This window comes from Pseudomonas sp. NBRC 111143 (assembly GCF_001320965.1).
Lineage (GTDB): Bacteria > Pseudomonadota > Gammaproteobacteria > Pseudomonadales > Pseudomonadaceae > Aquipseudomonas > Aquipseudomonas machongensis.
The window spans coordinates 86,184-104,350 of the sequence record NZ_BCBT01000018.1; the positions used below are offsets into that span (position 1 = coordinate 86,184).

Consider the following 18,167-nt stretch of genomic DNA (forward strand, 5'->3'; position numbering starts at 1 on the left):
CGGCTCTCTGGCCAATATTCAAAGGAAATACCATGTCTGCCTTGCTGTCCCCTGCCGTTGCGCCCGGTACCGAACACCACAAGGTGTTGATCGTGGGCGCCGGAGCCGCCGGTATCGCAACGGCGTCGAGCCTGATCAAACGCGATCCGTCGCTGGACATCGTCCTGATCGATCCATCAGAGGTTCATTACTACCAGCCTGGCTGGACCATGGTGGGAGCCGGTGTGTTCGCTGCGTCGTCCACCGCTCGAACCACGGCGGCAACCCTGCCACGGGGTGTGCAGTGGATAAAGGCACGAGTGGTGGGCTTCGATCCACAGGCGCAAACGGTCATGCTGGAGGATGGGCGAGCCGTCAGTTACGAACAATTGGTGGTCTGCCCTGGCCTCAAACTCGACTGGGCGGCCATCGACGGCCTGGAGGAGACCCTTGGGCGCAACGGTGTGACCTCCAACTACCGCTACGACCTGGCCCCCTACACCTGGGAGCTGGTGCAGACGCTCAAGCAGGGCCGCGCGCTGTTCAGCCAGCCGCCGATGCCGATCAAGTGTGCCGGTGCCCCACAGAAGGCCTTGTACCTGTCCTGTGATCACTGGCTGCGCGCGGGCCGGCTGGGCGCCATCAAGCCCGCATTCTTCAACGCCGGAGCCGTGCTGTTCGGTGTTGCCGACTACGTGCCGGCACTGATGAGCTACATCGACAAGTACGGTGTCGACCTCAACTATGGCCAGCGCCTGGTGGCTGTCGATGGTTCGAATCAACAGGCGACCTTCGTGCGAACCCTCGCCGACGGCGGCAGCGAAACCTGTACCGAAGCGTTCGACATGCTGCACGTGGTGCCGCCTCAGGTCGCTCCGGATTTCATCCGGCAAAGCCCATTGGCTGATGCTTCCGGATGGGTGGATGTCGATCCGCACAGCTTGCGTCACCGCCAGTTCGCCAACGTTCATGCCCTGGGTGACGTGATCAATACCAGCAATGCCAAGACCGCAGCGGCCGCACGCAAGCAGGCACCGGTGGTGGCCAATAATGTGCTGGTGGCACTTGGGCGCTTGCCGACACCGGTCGCCTACGACGGCTATGGCTCCTGCCCGTTGACCGTGGAACGCGGCAAGATCGTGCTGGCCGAGTTCACCTATGGCGGCAAGCTGGCACCGAGTTTTCCACGTTGGTTGCTTGATGGACGCAAGCCTACACGGCTGGCCTGGCTGCTCAAGGCACGGGTGCTGCCGCCGCTTTACTGGCAGGCGATGCTCAAGGGCCGGGAGTGGCTGGCGCGGCCTCAGCCTCTAGCCGCTGAGACGTCGAAGTGATCGAGCATCAGTTTCTCGGCGCCGGGCTGGGCGCGATCATTGGTGCGGTGCTGGCGCTGACCGGGGCTGGAGGTGGGATCCTGGCGGTGCCGCTTCTGGTCTTCGGCCTGGGGCTGTCGATGGTCGAGGCGGCGCCGATCGGTTTGCTGGCGGTCGGCCTGGCGGCGGCCGTGGGTGCCGGGTTGGGCCTGCGGCAAGGGCTGGTGCGTTATCGCGCAGCGTTGTTCATTGCGGCAATCGGTATCGTCTGTGCACCTTTCGGTCTGATGCTGGCGCACCGTTTACCGAATACACCGCTGGCGTTGGTCTTCGCCTGCGTGCTGGTGTATGCCTGCCTGCGCATCTGGCGCAAGGCGGCCCGCGAGCTACGCGGCGAATCGCCATGCGGTGAGCGGCAGATCATGCCTTGCGTGCTCAACCCCTTGCAGGGCCGCCTGCGCTGGACCCTCCCCTGCGCCCGCGCGCTGGCGTTCACCGGCATGTTGTCCGGGCTGCTGTCCGGCCTATTGGGGGTCGGTGGCGGATTCGTCATCATCCCGGCCTTGAACCGCTACACCAACCTGGACATGAAAAGCATCGTCGCCACTTCGCTGGCGGTGATCGCGTTGGTCTCCACCGGCAGTGTGGTGAGTGCGAGCCTGGGCGGGGTGATGCACTGGCAGGTTGGTGCGCCGTTCGCCTTCGGCGCGGTGCTCGGGTTGCTGGCAACTCGCCCGCTGGCCGGCAAGTTGGCAGGGCCGCGTCTGCAGCAGCTGTTCGTGGTAGTGGGGATCGGGGCTGCGCTCTCGCTGGCGGCCAAGGCGCTACTCGGCTAGCAACTCGTGCTGCTGTTCGGCACAGAGCTTGAGCAGGTAATCCCAGACCACCCGCAGGCGTACCGACTTGTGCAGCTCGCGACGTGTGCAGATCCAGTAGCTGCGCTGGATGGTCTCGCTGGGCAGCACGCGCACCAGGCCTGGGTCGTGGCGACCCATATAGTTGGGCAACACGGCGATGCCCAGGCCGGCGCGCGCGGCCTGCTGCTGGGCGATCACGCTGGTGCTGCGGAATATCACGTTCGGCGCCCGGCAGAAGCTGTTGAGGAACAACAGTTTCTGGCTGAAGATCAGGTCGTCCACGTAACCGATCCAATTGTGCCGGGCCAGGTCGTCACGGTTGCGCAGAGGCGGTGCTCGGTCGAGATAGTCCTGGCTGGCGTAGAGGGCCAGGCGGTAGTCGGTGAGCTTGCGGGTGATCAGCAGGTCGGCATTGGGGCGTTCCAGGTGAATGCTGATTTCGGCTTCGCGGTTGAGAATGCTGACGAAGCGCGGCACCGCCACCAGTTCGACTTCAAGCCCCGGATAGCGCTCGAACAGGGCCCCCAGGCGCGGGGTGAAGAACATGATGCCGATGCCTTCGGTAACGCCCAGGCGTATCTTGCCCAGCGGCGTGATGGCCTGGGTGATTTCCTCCTGCGCCAGCAGGGCGACGTTTTCCATGGCCTCGGCGTGCTTGAGCAGTGCCTGGCCCGAGGGTGTGAGCTCGTACCCTTGGGCATGCTGGACGAACAGCGCGGTGCCCAGGCTTTTCTCGATATTCTCGATATGGCGGGCAACGGTGCTGTGGGTGGTATTGAGGCGCTTGGCCGCTGTGAGCAGGCGGCCGCTGCGCTGCAACTCGAGGAAAAACCGCAGATCGTTCCAGTCGAACATGCTGATCCTTTCGGTTGTTCTGGCGGCCTGTTCGCGGGCAAGCCCGTTCCCACAGGCGGCGGATAAAGACTTATCGTTGTGAAAAAACGCACAACGGCTGCGCAAAATCTCGTGTTTCCACCGCGAAATTAATCAATAAGATGGGTAGGGACAAGAATAATAATCAGGCGCGAGGTTTCATATGCCATCTGCCGATTCTGTCTTCGACTACGTGGTCGTAGGGGCCGGTCCCGCCGGGTGCCTGCTGGCCAATCGATTGTCTGCAGACCCTGCCTGCCGCGTCCTGCTGATCGAGGCGGGCGGGCGCGACAACTACCCCTGGATTCACGTCCCCGTCGGTTACCTCTACTGCATCGGCAATCCCCGCACCGACTGGTGCTTCAAGACCGAAGCCCAGCCTGGGCTGGACGGTCGCAGCCTCGGCTATCCGCGAGGGAAGGTGCTGGGCGGTTGTTCCTCCATCAACGGCATGATCTACATGCGTGGCCAGGCTGCGGACTATGACCGCTGGGCCGAGCAGGGCAACGACGGCTGGAGCTGGAACGATGTGCTGCCGTTGTTCAAGGCCAGTGAAAGCCACTTCGCTGGCGCCAGCGAGAGCCATGGTGCCGACGGCGAATGGCGGGTCGAGCAGCAGCGCTACAGCTGGCCGATCCTCGACGCCTTCCGCGATGCTGCCGAACAGAGCGGTATCGGCAAGGTCGGTGACTTCAATACCGGCGACAACCAGGGCTGTGGATACTTTCAGGTCAACCAGCGCAGTGGTGTGCGCTGGAATGCCTCGAAGGCTTTCTTGCGGCCTATCCAGTCTCGCCCGAACCTCACTGTGCTCACCGATGTTCAGGTTGACCAGGTCGTGCTCGACAACGCCCGCGCCACTGCTGTGAAGGCGCGCTGGCAAGGGGCCTGGCATGAGTTTCGTGCCCGGCGCGAGATCGTCCTGTGCGCAGGTTCCGTCGGTTCGCCTGGCATCCTGCAGCGTTCGGGCATCGGCCCGCGCAAGCTGCTCGAAGACCTGGGGATAACGGTGCGTCACGAATTGCCAGGCGTGGGCGGAAACTTGCAGGACCACCTGCAATTGCGCCTGATTTACCAGATCCAGAACACCCGTACGCTCAACCAGATGGCCAACAGTCTGTGGGGCAAGCTGGGCATGGGGCTGCGCTACCTCTACGACCGCAGCGGGCCGCTGGCCATGGCGCCGAGCCAGTTGGGCGCATTCGTGCGCTCGAGCCCGGAGCAGGCCACCGCCAACCTGCAGTATCACGTGCAGCCGTTGTCGCTCGAGCGTTTCGGCGAGCCGTTGCACCGCTTCCCTGCCTTCACGGCTTCGGTGTGCAACCTGCGCCCAGCCAGCCGCGGGCGTATCGACATCCGCTCGGCAGACATGAATGCAGCGCCGCTGATCGACCCCAACTACCTCAGCGACCCTCAGGACCTGCAGGTCGCCGCCGATGCGATTCGCATCACCCGGCGCATCGTCCAGGCCCCTGCCCTGGCTGCGTTCGATCCCAAGGAGTACCTGCCGGGCCCTTCGCTGCAGACCGAGCAACAACTGCACGAGGCCGCCGGCAAGATCGGCACCACCATCTTCCACCCGGTCGGCACTTGCCGCATGGGCAATGGGCCGCTGGACGTTGTGGATAACCAGCTGCGCGTCCATGGCATACCTGGCCTGCGCATCGCCGATGCCTCGATCATGCCGCAGATCGTCTCCGGCAATACCTGTTCACCCACATTGATGATCGCCGAGAAGGCGGCACAACTGATTCTCAAGGGGGCCCCAAGCCACAGCAACCTCAGCGACACCAGCGCGATACCGACGCCCTGACCGGGTGCGTGCAACACCGGCAGCTTGCGGTCGATGGCTGCCGACAGTGGAACAAGAAAAATAATCACTGTGGCCTGCGGGCCGAGGACAGCAACGATGTCGGATTACATCCAAGAGCAGGGCGCGGCAGCCACCAGCGGCAGCCGGCGTGAGGAACGCAAGATCATTTTCGCGTCATCCCTCGGGACGGTGTTCGAGTGGTATGACTTCTTTCTCTATGGCGCGCTGGCGGCGGTGATCAGCAAGCAGTTCTTTGCCGGGGTCAACGACACCACCGCTTTCATCTTTGCCTTGATGGCCTTTGCCGCAGGCTTCCTCGTGCGGCCTTTCGGTGCCTTGGTATTCGGGCGCCTGGGCGACATGATCGGGCGCAAGTACACCTTCCTGGTGACCATCGTGCTGATGGGCCTGTCGACCTTCGCGGTCGGCCTGTTGCCTACCTACGCCAGCATCGGCATCGCCGCACCGATCATCCTGGTGATCCTGCGCATGCTCCAAGGCCTGGCCCTGGGCGGCGAATACGGCGGTGCGGCCACTTACGTGGCCGAGCATGCCCCGCCTGGCAAGCGCGGGTTCCACACCGGCTTCATTCAGTCCACTGCCACCCTCGGCTTGCTGCTGTCACTGATTGTTGTGCTGGGCAGCCGTTACATCAGTGGCGACCAGTTCGAGACCTGGGGCTGGCGCCTGCCGTTCCTGCTGTCGATCGTGCTGCTGGGTATCTCCACCTGGATTCGCATGAGCATGCACGAGTCGCCAGCCTTCGTGAAAATGAAGGCCCAGGGCAAGATCAGCAAGTCGCCGATCCGCGAGTCGTTCACCTCCTGGCCCAACCTCAAGGTGGTGCTCACCGCCCTGTTCAGCATCAACGCCGGCCAGGCCGTGACCTTCTACACCGCACAGTTCTACGTGCTGTTCTTCATGACCCAGATGCTCAAGATGGACCCGGCTCAGGCCAATACCCTGCTGATTATCAGCGTGGTGATCGGTGCGCCGTTCTTCGTGTTCTTTGGTTGGCTGTCGGACCGTGTGGGACGCAAGCCGATCCTGATGATCGGCCTGCTGCTGGCGACCGTGTGCTACTTCCCGATGTTCAAGGCGCTCAGCCACTACGCCAATCCGCAGATCGACGCCGCCAGCCGGCAGTCGCCGATCGTGGTCAGTGCCGACCCGCAAGGCTGCACCTTCCAGTTCGATCCGGTGGGCAAGGCACGTTTCGACAGCCCCTGCGACAAGGTCAAGACGTTCCTGGTCAAGCAGGGCCTGCCCTACAGCTCGGTTGCCACAACGGGCAGCGATGTTTCGGTGAGCATTGGCGACAAGACCATCAACGGTTTCGATGAAGTCGCAATGCGCACGGCTATCGAGCAGGCGGGCTATCCAGCCAAGGCCGACCCTGCCCATGTGAACCAGGTGATGGTGGTGGTGCTGATCGTGGCGATGATCCTGATCGCGACCATGACCTACGGGCCACTGGCAGCGGTAATGGTCGAGCTGTTCCCCACACGCATCCGCTACACCTCGATGTCGCTGCCCTATCACATCGGCAACGGCTGGTTCGGTGGCTTCCTGCCGACGGTATCGTTCGCGCTGGTGGTGTACACCGGGGATATCTTCTATGGGCTGTGGTACCCGGTATTGATCACCGGCATCAGCCTGGTGGTGGGGATCTTCTGCCTTAAAGAGACCAAGGATGTGGATATCGACAAGGTGTAGCAGCGGGTTAACCCGCGACGCAGACACCTCCGTTGCCCAGGCATGAAAAAACCGGCGTAAAAGCCGGTTTTTTTATGCCTCGAAAAAACTTATGCACGATTTTCGAAAAAACGTCATACAGAGAAATAAATAGTTAATTCAATAGCTTATCTACGATCTGAAAGCATTAATCCAAAAATTGCTAACACGTTATCCACAGATCGTCAGGCGATTGGCTCGGTGACGTTTTCTTCTGCTGGTGGCAACGACCCCATGGTCCGCTGCGTCGCTTCGTTCCACGCCTGAGCGCGATCGTTGAGTTCGGCGATGGCACGTGGCCCGGTGCCGTTGGCGTACATCGGCTCGCCGATCACCACCTCGATGGTGCCCGAACGCTTGCCCCAGCCAGCCTTTGGCCAGAACTTGCCAGCGTTGTGCGCGATCGGCAGCACCGGCAGGCCGGCGTTCACCGCCAGGGCGGTACCGCCGCGGGAGAACTTGCCGACCTGACCATAGGGCACGCGGGTACCCTCGGGGAAAATCAGCACCCAGACGCCCTGCTTGAGCAATTCGTCGCCCTTGCTCGCCACGTGGCGCAGGGCTTCCTTGGGGTTGTTGCGGTCGATGGCAATCGGCCGAAGCATCGCCATTGCCCAGCCGAAGAACGGCACGTACAACAGCTCACGCTTGAGCACCTGGCTCAGTGGCGAGAAGTACGCCGAGAGGAAGAAAGTCTCCCAGGTGCTCTGGTGGTTGGACAGGATCACGCAGGGCTCTTTGGGTACGTTCTCGGCACCGGTGATCTTGTAGTCGATGCCCAGGATGGTGCGGCTCAGGAACACCGCGCAGCGGCACCAGTACACGTTGATGAATTTGTAGCGCTTGGGAAATGGCAGGAAAGGCGCGACAAAGAAGCTCAGTGAGCACCACAGCAGCGAACTGGTGCCCAACAGCAGGTAAAAAAGAAAGATTCTGATCGCCTGCAGGATCGACATAGTGGCATGTACCGTTGCGGGGCGCGCCCGCCTGAGGAAGTGCGCCAAACAGGCGCACTCTTTAAATAAGTTCTCTGGCGATGGCTGCCAGATCGTCGAAAATCAAGGTTTTTTCAGGGATGCCCTTTTTAAGGGTCTTCTCCCCCTTACCGGTTTTCACCAGCACGGGTTGTGCTCCGACGGCCAGGGCGGCCTCCAGGTCACCTGTGCTGTCGCCGACGAACCATACACCGCGCAGGTCGACTTGGTAATACTCGGCGATTGCCCGCAGCATACCGGGCTTGGGCTTGCGGCACTCGCAGCCTTCGTCCGGGCCATGCGGGCAATAGACGATATGCCCGACCTCGCCACCCTGCTCGGCGACCAGCTCGCGCAGACGCGCGTGCATGGCTTCGAGCGTGGACAGGGGGTAGTAGCCGCGGGCAATGCCGGACTGGTTGGTGGCCACGGCCACCGTCCAGCCCGCCTTGCTCAACTGCGCAATGGCCTCGATCGAGCCGGGAATGGGGATCCACTCTTCCAGCGACTTGATGTAGGCGTCGGAGTCGTGATTGATCACTCCGTCTCGATCGAGAATCAGCAGTTTCAAGACTTACCCCAGCAGCGAGATGTCGGCCACGCCCAGGAACAGACCGCGCAGGCGGCTGAGCAGGGCATAACGGTTGGCGCGTACCTTGGCGTCTTCGGCGTTCACCATGACTGCCTCGAAGAAGGCGTCGACCGGATCGCGCAGGGCAGCCAGGCGTGCCAGCGATTCGCTGTACTGGCGTGCGGCAGCCATTGGCTGCACGGCCTGGTCGGCCTGCTGGATCGCCGAGTACAGGGAGAACTCGTTGGCATTGTCGAAGTACTTCGGCTCGACCTGGTCGGCGATGGCGCCTTCGGCCTTGCTCAGCAGGTTCGAAACACGCTTGTTCACCGCCGCCAGGGCCTCGGCTTCCGGCAGCTTGCGGAAGGCCTGCACGGCCTGCACGCGCTGATCGAAGTCCAGGGCCGAAGCCGGCTTCAGGGCACGTACCGACAGGTAGGTGGCCACGTCGACGCCTTCGTCTTCATAGCGTGCACGCAGGCGATCGAAGATGAACTCCAGCACCTGGTCAGCCAGGCCAGCAGCCTTGACCTTGGCGCCGTACTGCTTGACCGCGAACTCGACCGCAGCGGTCAGGTCCAGGTCCAGCTGCTTCTCGATCAGGATGCGCAACACGCCGAGAGCGGCGCGGCGCAGTGCGTACGGGTCCTTGCTACCGGTCGGCAGCATGCCGATGCCGAAGATGCCGACCAGGGTGTCGAGCTTGTCGGCGATGGCCACGGCGGCGCCGGTGAGGGTTTCCGGCAACTCAGCGCCAGCACCGCGCGGCATGTACTGCTCGTTCAGTGCCAGTGCGACATCTTGTGGCTCGCCATCGTTGACGGCGTAGTAGTAGCCAGCGATGCCCTGCATTTCAGGGAATTCGCCGACCATTTCGGTGGCCAGGTCGCATTTGGACAGCAGGCCGGCGCGGCCGGCGTTGGCTGCACTGCCGCCGATGAACGGGGCAATGTAGGCGGCCAGCCTGGAGACACGCTCGGCCTTGTCGAACACCGTACCCAGCTGGGCCTGGAACACCACGTTCTTCAGGCGTTCGTTGAAGGTTTCCAGAGGCTGCTTCTTGTCTTGCTTGAAGAAGAACTCGGCGTCGGTCAGGCGCGGACGCACGACCTTCTCGTTACCCTCGACGATCTGCTTCGGATCGCGGCTCTCGACGTTGGCGACAGTGATGAAGCGCGGCAGCAACTTGCCTTCGCTGTCGAGCAGGCAGAAGTACTTCTGGTTGTCCTGCATGGTGGTGATCAGGGCTTCCTGCGGCACTTCCAGGAAGCGCTCCTCGAACGAGCACACCAGCGGCACCGGCCATTCGACCAGCGCGGTCACTTCATCCAGCAGCGCCGGCGGCACGATGGCGCTGCCTTCCTGCTGCAGGGCCAGCTCTGCGGTGCGCTTGGCGATCAGCTCGCGGCGCTCGGCGAAGTCGGCCAGTACATGGGCCTTGCGCAGGTCTTCGACATAGTTGGCCGGGGTGGTGATCAGCACGTTTTCCGGGTGGTGGAAGCGGTGGCCGCGCGATTCGCGGCCGGCTTTCTGCGAGAGGATGGTGCAGTCGACGACCTGGTCGCCCAGCAACATCACCAGCCACTGGGTGGGGCGCACGAACTCTTCACGGCTGGCGGCCCAGCGCATGCGCTTGGGGATCGGCAGGTCGTTGAGCGAGTCCTCGACGATGGTTGGCAGCAGGCTGATGGTGGCCTTGCCCGGAATGTGCTGTGAGAAGCGCAGCTTGGCGCCGCTCTGGTCGATGTCCGACAGCTCCACGCCACACTTCTTGGCGAAGCCCAGTGCAGCCTGGGTCGGGTTGCCATCGGCGTCGAAGGCAGCCTGGCGGGGCGGGCCGTCGATGTTGATGCTGCGATCAGGCTGTTGCACGTCCAGTTGGCGGATCAGCACGGCCAGGCGACGCGGCGCGGCATAGACCGACTTGCCGGTGTAGTTCAGGCCAGCGGCCTGCAGGCCTTTCTCGATGCCGGCCAGGAATGCATCGCCCAGCGAGGCCAGGGCTTTGGGGGGCAGCTCTTCGGTGCCCAGTTCAACCAGGAAATCTTGCGCACTCATTGTGCAGCCTCCAGCTTGGCCAGTACTTCATCACGCAGTTCGGGGGTGGCCATCGGGAAGCCCAGGCGTGCGCGGGCTTGCAGATAGCTTTGCGCCACGTCGCGGGCCAGGGTGCGCACGCGCAGGATGTAGCGCTGGCGCTCGGTCACCGAGATGGCGCGGCGGGCGTCGAGCAGGTTGAAGGTGTGCGAAGCCTTCAGGACCATTTCGTAGGTCGGCAGCGGCAGGTCCAGCTTGATCAGGCGGTTGGCTTCGCTTTCGTAGAAGTCGAACAGCTCGAACAGTTTCTCGACGTTGGCGTGCTCGAAGTTGTAGGTCGACTGCTCCACTTCGTTCTGGTGGAACACATCGCCATAGGTGACCTTGCCGAACGGGCCGTCGGCCCAGACCAGGTCGTACACCGAATCGACACCCTGGATATACATGGCCAGACGCTCCAGGCCATAGGTGATCTCGCCGGTGACCGGGTAGCACTCGATACCGCCAACCTGCTGGAAGTAGGTGAACTGGGTGACTTCCATGCCGTTCAGCCAGATTTCCCAACCCAGGCCCCAGGCACCCAGGGTCGGCGATTCCCAGTTGTCTTCGACGAAGCGGATGTCATGGACCAGCGGGTCCAGGCCGATGGCTTTCAGCGAACCCAGGTACAGCTCCTGGAAGTTGGCCGGGTTCGGCTTGAGCACCACCTGGAACTGGTAGTAGTGCTGCAGGCGGTTGGGGTTTTCGCCATACCGTCCGTCGGCAGGGCGACGGCTAGGCTGCACGTAGGCAGCGTTCCAGGTCTCCGGGCCGACGGCGCGCAGGAAGGTGGCGGTGTGGAAAGTGCCGGCGCCTACTTCCATATCGTAGGGCTGAAGTACCACACAACCTTGCTCGGCCCAGTAGTTCTGCAGGGCGAGGATCAGGTCTTGGAAGGTACGCACGGCTGGCGTAGGCTGGCTCACGAAATTCACCTGTATCTGGGGATGCGGATGTAAAGAGCGGGAGTATAACCCGATTCGCCTCGCCCTCTACGTAATTGGAGCCTTATGCCACGCTGCTTTTGGTGTACCGACGATCCCTTGTATCAGGCCTACCATGACCAGGAATGGGGAACCCCACAGCGCGACCCGGCGTTGCTCTTCGAGATGCTTTTGCTCGAAGGGTTCCAGGCGGGCCTTTCGTGGATCACCGTGCTGAAGAAACGCGAGCGCTATCGCCAGGTGTTGCAAGGCTTCGACCCGGTGCAACTGGCCGAGATGAGCGACGAGCGCATAGAAGAGCTGATGCTCGATCCCGGGATCATCCGCAACCGCCTCAAGCTCAATGCCGTGCGCCGCAACGCGCGCGCCTGGCTGGCGCTGGAAAACCCCGGCGAGTGGCTGTGGTCGTTCGTCGGCGGCGAGCCGAAGATCAACCATTACCAGGGGCGCGCCGACATCCCGGCGATCACCGACGAAGCCAAGGCGATGAGCAAGGCCCTGCAGAAAAAGGGCTTCACCTTCGTCGGCCCGACCATTTGCTACGCCTTCATGCAGGCCACCGGCATGGTCATGGACCACACCACCGATTGCGATCGCTACGCCGCGCTGGTGCGCTGAGGCGTTACAATGCGCGCCTTGCAGAAATAAGGAATTGGCCTGTGGAAAAGTTCAAGGGCGCCCTGATGGTCGGGGTGCTGCGCCTGTTCGCCAAACTGCCCTGGGGCGCGGTGCAGCGCGTCGGTGCCGGTATCGGCTGGCTGATGTGGAAAATCCCCAACGGTTCGCGCAACGTAGTGCGGATCAACCTCGCCAAGTGCTTCCCCGAGATGAACCCTGCCGAGCGTGAGCAGTTGGTGGGGCGTGCGCTGAAGGATATCGGCAAGTCTTTCGTCGAAAGCGCCTGGGCCTGGATCCGCCCGCCTCAGCAGTCGCTGGAGCTGGTCAAGGAAGTGCACGGCCTGGAAGTGCTCGAGCAAGCCCTGGCCACTGGCAAAGGGGTGGTCGGCATCACCAGCCACCTGGGCAACTGGGAGGTGCTCAACCACTTCTATTGCAACCAGTGCAAGCCGATCATCTTCTACCGTCCGCCCAAGCTGAAGGCGGTGGATGACCTGCTGCGCGAGCAGCGCGTGCAGATGGGCAACCGCGTGGCGCCTTCGACCAAGGAAGGCATTCTCAGCGTGATCAAGGAAGTGCGTCGCGGCGGGCAGGTGGGCATTCCTGCCGACCCTGAGCCGGCCGAGTCGGCGGGAGTGTTCGTGCCCTTCCTCGGCACCCAGGCGCTGACCAGCAAGTTCGTGCCCAACATGCTCGCTGGCGGCAAGGCGGTGGGTGTGTTCCTGCATGCCCTGCGTCTGCCGGATGGCTCCGGCTTCAAGGTGTTCCTTGAGGCGGCGCCCGAAGAGATGTACAGCGCGGATGTGGCTGTGGCTGCGGCGGCCATGAGCCGTGTGGTCGAGCGCTATGTGCGCGAGTACCCGAGCCAGTACATGTGGAGCATGAAGCGCTTCAAGAAGCGCCCGGCCGGCGAGCCGCGCTGGTACTGAGTTATCCACGCTCTGTAGGAGCGGGCTTGTCCCGCGATCGGGCGCGAAGCGGCCGCAAACTCGGCAACCGAGATTTTCCTGATAGATCTCGGCGTCTGGTTTTACGGCCGCTTCGCGCCCGATCGCGGGACAAGTCGCAGCGGCGAACCGCCGCTCCTACAAGGACCGCGACGTCTGTCAGGCCTTGTTGAGTTTCTTCAGGAACACGGTCATTTCTTTCTCGGCCTGCTTGTCGCCATGCGTCTGCGCCGCGACGATCCCCTCTTCCCAGGCCTTGCGCGCCGCAGCGATGTCGCCTTCAAGCTGATACGCCTTGCCCAGCAGCTTCCACGCCGCCGAGTACTTCGGGTCCTGCTCTACGCAACTCGCCAGGTGCACCGCCGCTTCGGCGCCCTTGCCTTCATCCAGCCATGCCTTGCCCAGGCCGAACCTCAGCAGCGGGTTATCCACACCCTTGGCCAGCATCTTTTCCAGCGATTCGCGCATGCCGTCTTCTCCCTAGAAGAAACTCAAGCCGACGTGGAACAGCTTCTCCACATCGCGAATGTGCTTTTTATCCACAACGAACAGGATCACATGGTCACCCGCCTCGATCACCGTGTCGTCGTGGGCGATCAGCACCCCCTCGTCGCGGATGATCGCCCCGATGGTGGTGCCAGGTGGCAAGGCGATGTCTTCGATGGCCTTGCCGATCACCTTGCTCGATTTCGAATCGCCATGGGCGACTGCCTCGATGGCTTCCGCTGCACCGCGCCGCAGCGAATGCACGCTGACGATATCGCCACGGCGCACATGGGCCAGCAGCGTGCCGATGGTCGCCAGCTGCGGGCTGATGGCGATGTCGATGTCGCCACCCTGCACCAGGTCGACGTAGGCCGGGTTGTTGATCAGCGTCATCACCTTGCGTGCGCCCAGGCGCTTGGCCAGCAGCGACGACATGATGTTGGCCTCGTCGTCGTTGGTCAGGGCCAGGAAGATATCGGCTTCGGCGATGTTTTCTTCGAGCATCAGGTCTTTGTCCGACGCGCTGCCCTGCAGCACCACGGTGCTTTCGAGGTTGTCCGAAAGATGCCGGCAGCGTGCCGGGCTCATCTCGATGATCTTCACCTGATAGCGGCTTTCGATGGCTTCGGCCAGACGCTCGCCGATCTGCCCGCCGCCGGCGATGACCACCCGCTTGTTGGTCTCGTCGATACGCCGCAGCTCGCCCATCACCGCACGGATATCCTTCTTCGCGGCGATGAAGAACACTTCGTCGTCAGCCTCGATCACTGTGTCGCCATGGGGCTTGATCGGCCGGTCGCGGCGGAAGATCGCGGCCACGCGGGTATCGACATTGGGCATGTGCGCGCGGATCTGGCGCAGTTGCTGACCCACCAGCGGGCCGCCGTAGTAGGCCTTGACCGCCACCAATTGGGCTTTGCCCTCGGCGAAGTCGATCACCTGCAGGGCGCCGGGGTGTTCGATCAGGCGCTTGATGTAGTTGGTCACCACCTGCTCGGGGCTGATCAGCACGTCCACCGGAATGTGGTCGTTGTCGAACAGTTCCTCGCGGCTGAGGTAGGACGACTCGCGCACCCGGGCGATCTTGGTCGGGGTGTGGAACAGCGAATAGGCCACCTGGCAGGCGACCATGTTGGTCTCGTCGCTGTTGGTCACCGCCACCAGCATGTCGGCGTCATCGGCGCCGGCCTGGCGCAGTACCGTGGGCAGCGAGGCGCGGCCCTGCACGGTGCGGATGTCGAGGCGGTCGCCCAGGTCACGCAAGCGCTCGCCATCGGTGTCGACCACCGTGATGTCGTTGGCTTCGCTCGCCAGGTGTTCTGCCAGCGTACCGCCTACCTGGCCTGCGCCGAGGATGATGATCTTCATCCGCTACTCCCTACCTTTCGTTCTTATCCGCGCGAGGCGGCGATCTTGATCAGCTTGGCATAGTAGAAGCCGTCGTGGCCGCCTTCCTGGGCCAGTAACTGGCGGCCGTGGGGCTGGCGCAGACCGGCCTCGGTTGCCAGGTCGAGCTCACGGGCACCGGGGGTGCGGGCGAGGAAGGCGTCGATCACTTCGGTGTTCTCGGTCGGCAGGCTCGAGCAGGTGGCGTAGAGCAGCATGCCGCCGACTTCGAGTGTCGGCCACAGCGCATCGAGCAGCTCACCCTGGAGTGCGGCCAGGGCCGGGATGTCCTCGGCCTGACGGGTCAGCTTGATGTCCGGGTGGCGGCGGATCACGCCGGTCGCCGAGCATGGGGCGTCGAGCAGGATGCGCTGGAACGGCTTGCCGTCCCACCAACTGGCGGTATCGCGCGCATCACAGGCGATCAGCTCGGCATCGAGCTTCAGCCGGTCGAGGTTTTCGCGCACCCGCGCCAGGCGCTTGGCCTCCAGGTCGATGGCGACCATCTGCGCCAGGCCCGGCTCGGCTTCGAGCAGATGGCAGGTCTTGCCGCCAGGGGCGCAGCAGGCATCGAGCACGCGTTGGCCGGGGGCCAGTTCCAGCAGGTCGGCCGACAGTTGTGCGGCTTCGTCCTGCACGCTGATCCAGCCGTCGGCGAAGCCCGGCAGGCCGCGCACGTCGCAGGCCTCGGCCAGCAGGATGCCGTCACGGCTGAACGTGCAGGCGCTGGCGCCGATGCCAGCCTCGGCCAGCAGCGCCAGATACGCATCACGGCTGTGATGACGGCGGTTGACCCGCAGGATCATCGGCGGGTGGGCGTTGTTGGCGGCGCAGATGGCTTCCCATTGCTCTGGCCAGAACGCCTTGAGCGACTTCTGCAGCCAGCGCGGGTGGGCGGTGCGGACCACGGGGTCGCGCTCCATGCCGGTGAGCAGTTCCTCGCCCTCGCGTTGGGCGCGGCGCAGCACGGCGTTGAGCAGGCCCTTGGCCCAGGGCTTCTTGAGCTTGTCGGCGCAGCCGACGGTTTCGCCGATGGCGGCGTGTGCCGGAATACGTGTGTAGAACAGCTGGTACAGGCCGACCAGCAGCAGCGCCTGTACATCGGCGTCAGCGGCCTTGAACGGCTTTTGCAGCAGTTGTGCGGCAAGCAGGTCCAGGCGCGGCTGCCAGCGGGCGGTGCCAAAGGCCAGGTCCTGAGTCAGGCCGCGGTCGCGCTCCTCGACCTTGTCCAGTTGCGCGGGCAGCGAGCTGTTGAGCGAGGCCTTGCCGCTGAGCACGGCAGCCAGGGCGCGGGCGGCAGCCAGGCGTGGGTTCATTGGCCGAGCACCTTGCCGCTTGCGAACTTCTCGCGGCGGCTGTTGAACAGGTCGCTGAAGGCCAGGGCCTTGCCACCGGGCAGTTGCAGGCGGGTCAGGCTCAGGGCGCCGTCAGCGCAGGCGACCACCAGGCCGTCCTTGCTGGCACTGAGGATCTCGCCTGGCTCACCTTTGCCTGTGGACAAGTTCGCGCCCAGCACCTTCAAGGTTTCGCCGTCGAGGGTGCTGTGGCATACCGGCCACGGGTTGAAGGCGCGGATCAGGCGTTCCAGCTCCACGGCCGGGCGGCTCCAGTCCAGACGTGCCTCATCCTTGTTCAGCTTGTGTGCATAGGTGGCCAGGGCGTCGTCCTGCACCTCGCCCTGCAGGCTGCCGTCGGCAAGGCCGGCGATGGCTTGCACCACAGCGCCAGGGCCCAGCTGGGCGAGGCGGTCGTGCAGGCTGCCGCCGGTGTCGTCGTCGCTGATCGGCGTGGTGACCTTGAGCAGCATGGGGCCGGTGTCCAGGCCCGCTTCCATGCGCATCACGGTTACGCCGCTCTCGGCATCACCGGCCTCGACGGCGCGCTGGATCGGCGCCGCGCCGCGCCAGCGTGGCAGCAGGGAGGCGTGGCTGTTGATGCAGCCAAGGCGCGGGATATCCAGCACCGCCTGCGGCAGGATCAGGCCGTAGGCGACCACCACCATCAGGTCCGGTTTCAGTGCGGCGAGTTCAGCCTGCGCGTCGGCATTGCGCAGGGTCTGTGGCTGGTACACCGGTATGTCATGGGCCAATGCGAGGGCTTTGACCGCGCTCGGCATGAGCTTCTGGCCCCGGCCGGCGGGACGGTCGGGCTGGGTGTAGACAGCCACGATTTCGTAAGGGCTGTCGAGCAGGGCCTTGAGGTGTTCGGCGGCAAACTCTGGGGTGCCTGCGAAGACGATGCGCATGGAGTTCTCGCTTCAAAAAAGAAAAAGGCTTGCCGGAGCAAGCCTTCTGGAAGGTGGGGATCAGGCTTGCTGGCGGTGCTGCTTTTCCAGCTTCTTCTTGATCCGGTCGCGTTTGAGCTGAGACAGGTAGTCGACGAACAGCTTGCCGTTGAGGTGATCGAACTCGTGCTGCACGCACACCGCCAGCAGGCCCTCGGCCTCGAGCTCGTAGGGCTTGCCGTCGCGATCCTGGGCCTTGACCCGCACGCGCAGCGGGCGGTCGACGTTCTCATAGAAGCCTGGCACCGACAGGCAGCCTTCCTGGTACTGCCCCATGTCGTGGGTCAGCTCTTCGACGCTGGGGTTGATGAACACTCGCGGTTCGCTGCGATCTTCGGAAAGATCCATCACCACGACCTGCTTGTGCACGTTGACCTGGGTCGCGGCCAGGCCGATGCCGGGCGCTTCGTACATGGTTTCAAACATGTCGTCGATCAGCTGCTGCAGGGCGTCGTCGAACTCCGTTACCGGTTTGGCGAGGGTGCGCAGGCGCGGGTCGGGGAATTCGAGGATGTTCAAGATGGCCATAGGGTCAGGCAGTCACTGTGCGTTTGGTTGAAAAGTCGGGTGGGAACCGGCCATTGCTGGCCAGCTCCCCCCTAAGAACCGTACGTGCGCCTTTCAGCGCATACGGCTCAAGCCTTCACTAAGCTTCCAATGGAAGCCGGTTTGCTCACGTGCAGACCACGCGTGTGGAGCTGGTTGTGACAATTAGGATGCAAGAGTACCCGATTGGCCAAAGCGTCACCACCGTCAACGGCCCGGTGGATGATGTGGTGGTCGTGCCACCCTGTTTCCTTGGTGATCGGTTGTTTGCAAAGCAGACACAGGCCGTTCTGGCTGGCGAATAGATTTCCGATTTGTTTCCGGTATTTCAGCTTATTCAGCATCCGGTCCATCCGGAGTTTTTCGCCCATGGCCTCCATGGCTGGATCGTAGGGATTGTATTCCCCACTCACCTTTTTGTGCCGCTCGATCGGAGTACTCGCAAGCGAGTACAACTCGAACTCCCGTTTCGTCCCATTTTCCTCCAACACTGTGGTCGCGAACACCCATTTCCTGTCCCCTGAGGCCCGAAAATACTTCTTCCTGACCCAGTCGAGGGACTTGTTTGGGTGCCGCCTCTTTGCCCACCGCCAGAGTTTGATAAACACTCTGTTGTCCATACGGCTGTACGCTTGTTTAGCAACTACTGGCTGGTGGTACAGAGCCCACCCTCTCAGCATTGGGTTTAGCATTCGGATCAAGTCGCCCTGCCTCACCGTCTTGTGAGAGTCGATCACTTCTCGAACCTTGCTATAGAACGCCTTAA

The 18,167-nt window shown here is 63.1% G+C and carries 17 protein-coding genes; 6 read left to right on the forward strand and 11 right to left on the reverse strand.

All coding sequences use genetic code 11. The annotated features are described in order from the left end of the window. The first annotated feature begins 32 nt into the window (after positions 1-32). Positions 33-1,313, forward strand: coding sequence for an FAD/NAD(P)-binding oxidoreductase (locus APH44_RS12580; RefSeq protein ID WP_054893023.1), 1,281 nt, complete (start codon positions 33-35; stop codon positions 1,311-1,313). Beyond that, entirely contained in the window at positions 1,310-2,128 is an 819-nt protein-coding gene (locus tag APH44_RS12585) for a sulfite exporter TauE/SafE family protein (protein WP_054893024.1), read from the forward strand. The genes APH44_RS12580 and APH44_RS12585 overlap by 4 nt, the downstream gene beginning before the upstream one ends. On the opposite strand, the gene APH44_RS12590 is transcribed toward APH44_RS12585, so the two are convergent. Continuing rightward, complete coding sequence (locus APH44_RS12590; protein WP_054893025.1) at positions 2,117-3,004, reverse strand: LysR family transcriptional regulator; 888 nt, start codon at positions 3,002-3,004, stop codon at positions 2,117-2,119. The two genes, APH44_RS12585 and APH44_RS12590, sit on opposite strands and share 12 nt — an antisense overlap. Before the next feature lie 181 nt (positions 3,005-3,185). On the opposite strand from APH44_RS12590, the gene APH44_RS12595 reads away from it, so the two are divergent. Beyond that, positions 3,186-4,835, forward strand: coding sequence for a GMC family oxidoreductase (locus APH44_RS12595; RefSeq protein WP_054893026.1), 1,650 nt, complete (start codon positions 3,186-3,188; stop codon positions 4,833-4,835). Positions 4,836-4,931: 96 nt separating this feature from the next. Further along, positions 4,932-6,551 carry an MFS transporter gene (locus tag APH44_RS12600; RefSeq protein WP_054893027.1) on the forward strand — a complete coding sequence of 540 codons (1,620 nt, stop codon included), beginning with the start codon at positions 4,932-4,934 and terminating at the stop codon, positions 6,549-6,551. Positions 6,552-6,754: 203 nt separating this feature from the next. On the opposite strand, the gene APH44_RS12605 is transcribed toward APH44_RS12600, so the two are convergent. The 4 genes from APH44_RS12605 to glyQ all read right to left on the reverse strand — a co-directional run bounded on the left by APH44_RS12605 (position 6,755) and on the right by glyQ (position 11,116). Continuing rightward, on the reverse strand, positions 6,755-7,525 hold the full coding sequence (locus APH44_RS12605; RefSeq protein ID WP_054893028.1) for a 1-acyl-sn-glycerol-3-phosphate acyltransferase: 771 nt from the start codon (positions 7,523-7,525) through the stop codon (positions 6,755-6,757). A 61-nt stretch (positions 7,526-7,586) separates the two neighbouring features. Beyond that, the gene (gene gmhB / locus APH44_RS12610; protein ID WP_054893029.1) at positions 7,587-8,114 is read right to left on the reverse strand and encodes a D-glycero-beta-D-manno-heptose 1,7-bisphosphate 7-phosphatase; all 528 of its coding nucleotides are present in this window, start codon (positions 8,112-8,114) and stop codon (positions 7,587-7,589) included. Positions 8,115-8,117: 3 nt separating this feature from the next. Beyond that, the gene (glyS, locus tag APH44_RS12615) at positions 8,118-10,172 is read right to left on the reverse strand and encodes a glycine--tRNA ligase subunit beta (protein ID WP_054893030.1); all 2,055 of its coding nucleotides are present in this window, start codon (positions 10,170-10,172) and stop codon (positions 8,118-8,120) included. Beyond that, positions 10,169-11,116, reverse strand: a complete 948-nt coding sequence (glyQ, locus tag APH44_RS12620) for a glycine--tRNA ligase subunit alpha (protein WP_025337182.1) — start codon at positions 11,114-11,116, stop codon at positions 10,169-10,171. Before glyQ ends, glyS begins: the two co-directional genes overlap by 4 nt. Positions 11,117-11,200: 84 nt before the next feature. Here glyQ and APH44_RS12625 point away from each other — a divergent pair, with 84 nt between their 5' ends. Continuing rightward, a complete protein-coding gene (locus tag APH44_RS12625; RefSeq protein ID WP_054893031.1) occupies positions 11,201-11,752 on the forward strand; it encodes a DNA-3-methyladenine glycosylase I in 552 nt (183 codons plus the stop codon). Positions 11,753-11,793: 41 nt separating this feature from the next. Further along, complete coding sequence (locus APH44_RS12630) at positions 11,794-12,681, forward strand: lysophospholipid acyltransferase (protein ID WP_054893032.1); 888 nt, start codon at positions 11,794-11,796, stop codon at positions 12,679-12,681. A gap of 177 nt (positions 12,682-12,858) precedes the next feature. Here APH44_RS12630 and APH44_RS12635 read toward each other — a convergent pair whose 3' ends face one another. From APH44_RS12635 to APH44_RS12660, 6 genes are all read right to left on the reverse strand, one after another. After that, the gene (locus APH44_RS12635) at positions 12,859-13,167 is read right to left on the reverse strand and encodes a tetratricopeptide repeat protein (protein ID WP_054893033.1); all 309 of its coding nucleotides are present in this window, start codon (positions 13,165-13,167) and stop codon (positions 12,859-12,861) included. Between the two features lie 12 nt (positions 13,168-13,179). Continuing rightward, a complete protein-coding gene (gene trkA, locus APH44_RS12640; protein WP_054893034.1) occupies positions 13,180-14,553 on the reverse strand; it encodes a Trk system potassium transporter TrkA in 1,374 nt (457 codons plus the stop codon). A 23-nt stretch (positions 14,554-14,576) separates the two neighbouring features. Further along, on the reverse strand, positions 14,577-15,887 hold the full coding sequence (gene rsmB / locus APH44_RS12645; RefSeq protein WP_054893035.1) for a 16S rRNA (cytosine(967)-C(5))-methyltransferase RsmB: 1,311 nt from the start codon (positions 15,885-15,887) through the stop codon (positions 14,577-14,579). Then, positions 15,884-16,816, reverse strand: coding sequence for a methionyl-tRNA formyltransferase (gene fmt, locus APH44_RS12650; RefSeq protein ID WP_054893036.1), 933 nt, complete (start codon positions 16,814-16,816; stop codon positions 15,884-15,886). Before fmt ends, rsmB begins: the two co-directional genes overlap by 4 nt. A 60-nt stretch (positions 16,817-16,876) precedes the next feature. Further along, the gene (def, locus tag APH44_RS12655) at positions 16,877-17,383 is read right to left on the reverse strand and encodes a peptide deformylase (protein ID WP_054893037.1); all 507 of its coding nucleotides are present in this window, start codon (positions 17,381-17,383) and stop codon (positions 16,877-16,879) included. Positions 17,384-17,490: 107 nt separating this feature from the next. Continuing rightward, positions 17,491-18,167: group II intron maturase-specific domain-containing protein (locus tag APH44_RS12660; protein ID WP_177342474.1), on the reverse strand; the 677-nt coding region annotated here is incomplete at its 5' end.

Coding starts and splice junctions, on each gene's coding strand:
- APH44_RS12600 (WP_054893027.1), top strand. CDS start 4,932: ATGTCGGATTACATCCAAGAGCAGGGCGCGGCAGCCACCAGCGGCAGC.
- APH44_RS12580 (WP_054893023.1), top strand. CDS start 33: ATGTCTGCCTTGCTGTCCCCTGCCGTTGCGCCCGGTACCGAACACCAC.
- trkA (WP_054893034.1), bottom strand. CDS start 14,553: ATGAAGATCATCATCCTCGGCGCAGGCCAGGTAGGCGGTACGCTGGCA.
- APH44_RS12590 (WP_054893025.1), bottom strand. CDS start 3,004: ATGTTCGACTGGAACGATCTGCGGTTTTTCCTCGAGTTGCAGCGCAGC.
- fmt (WP_054893036.1), bottom strand. CDS start 16,816: ATGCGCATCGTCTTCGCAGGCACCCCAGAGTTTGCCGCCGAACACCTC.
- APH44_RS12635 (WP_054893033.1), bottom strand. CDS start 13,167: ATGCGCGAATCGCTGGAAAAGATGCTGGCCAAGGGTGTGGATAACCCG.
- rsmB (WP_054893035.1), bottom strand. CDS start 15,887: ATGAACCCACGCCTGGCTGCCGCCCGCGCCCTGGCTGCCGTGCTCAGC.
- def (WP_054893037.1), bottom strand. CDS start 17,383: ATGGCCATCTTGAACATCCTCGAATTCCCCGACCCGCGCCTGCGCACC.
- glyS (WP_054893030.1), bottom strand. CDS start 10,172: ATGAGTGCGCAAGATTTCCTGGTTGAACTGGGCACCGAAGAGCTGCCC.
- APH44_RS12595 (WP_054893026.1), top strand. CDS start 3,186: ATGCCATCTGCCGATTCTGTCTTCGACTACGTGGTCGTAGGGGCCGGT.
- APH44_RS12625 (WP_054893031.1), top strand. CDS start 11,201: ATGCCACGCTGCTTTTGGTGTACCGACGATCCCTTGTATCAGGCCTAC.
- APH44_RS12605 (WP_054893028.1), bottom strand. CDS start 7,525: ATGTCGATCCTGCAGGCGATCAGAATCTTTCTTTTTTACCTGCTGTTG.